This window comes from Mesorhizobium sp. P5_C1 (assembly GCF_054049815.1).
In genome coordinates this window covers 1-1353 of sequence record NZ_JBFULQ010000950.1, presented here as the reverse complement: position 1 = coordinate 1353, position 1353 = coordinate 1, and the positions used below count along the sequence as shown (strand labels likewise).

Here is a 1353-nt window from a genome sequence, read left to right as displayed (position 1 = left end):
GCATTGTCGACATAGTAGGTGTCGTTGCCCTTACCGCCGAACAGGTCGTCAGGACCAGCTCCTCCAAGAAGGAGGTTGTTCCCGTCGTTCCCAGTGATGCGATTTGCAAGCGCGTTGCCTGTGGCAGTCAGGTTGGCCGTGCCTTGTAACACGAGGTTCTCGATATTTGCGCCGAGAGTAAAGCTGATGCTCGAGAACACTGTATCAGTGCCGGCTGCCAATCCCTCCAACGCCTCGCCCTGGGCGTCGACATAGTACACATCGTTGCCGGGACCTCCGAGAAGGATATCAACGCCGGTGCCGCCCTCGAGTTGGTCGTCGCCTCCATTGCCGGCGAGTTGGTCTGCGCCGGTGCCGCCAACAAGGAGGTCGGCTCCCGCGCCACCGTTAATGATATCGTTGGCAGCGCTGCCCAGATCGATGATGGAGCCATCACGGAAGTTCACCCGTTCGATCCCGTGCAACAGAAGCTGGGGTCCATCGGCGGGCACGTTCGCCGGTACGCTGCCCGCCCCAGTGTCGATGAAGACGGTCACTGTGGTATAGGGGGTTAGCGCGATGACCCCGTCCGCGGTGCAGTGTACGGCGAACTTGCCTCTGTCTTCGCCGAGATAAAGCGTGTCCCGCCCGTCTCCACCCGAGAAGACCTTGAGGACTGAGCCGGCAAGAAGGGATGCGGGAGTAAAGCGAATGATGTCGTTGCCGGCACCAGTCGAGACGATTTCGGTAGGGAACTCTGCGAAGGCCGGCGGCTGAAGTGTCACATCATCGTTTGCAGCGGTCCCCCGGATCAGATGCACGCCTGCATCGTAGAAGAAGGTTTCATTTCCGACAGTAGTGGTGACGAAGCTTGCAGGTGCGGAAATCGATGCAGGCCGAATCGCGACAGTCGTTTCCAGGCACGACGCCAGTTTGTTGATATCGCTGCGTAGTGCGGTAAACTTGGAATCGAGATCACGAAGTTGCACCTCGGTGTCCCGGATTCGGTGTTCGGCCTCAACCGCATCCGTAACTGTTGTCTCCAGGGTGTCGAATTGCTTATAAGTGTTGGCCACTAGGCCAATCAGAGGAGCCGCTTTGACCGTTTTCTCAGCCAGCGTCGCTGCCGCGGAAATGAAGGAAACCACATCCTCTTCGACTACGCCGCTGTAGACATTCGTCCCCACTGAGATAGCATCGATGAAGGCCGGCACGTCGACTGCTAGGACTTTGCCAAGACTGCTGACCCCGAGGGACATAGCGGATACAATCGCGTCGGCGATGCCGAGCTTGGCGGTATCCTTTAGTGCATCGAGGACCTCTACCTGGCTGTCCAGTTTCTGCCTGGCCAAGCTTATCTGATCGGCAGTATTC

1 protein-coding gene is annotated in these 1353 nt (G+C 58.2%); it reads right to left on the bottom strand.

Annotated features, from left to right (window positions below; translation table 11 throughout):
• On the bottom strand, window positions 1-1331 hold a 1331-nt coding region (locus ACXJ7R_RS32895; protein ID WP_457155437.1), incomplete at its 3' end, for a calcium-binding protein.
• Window positions 1332-1353 lie beyond the last annotated feature (22 nt).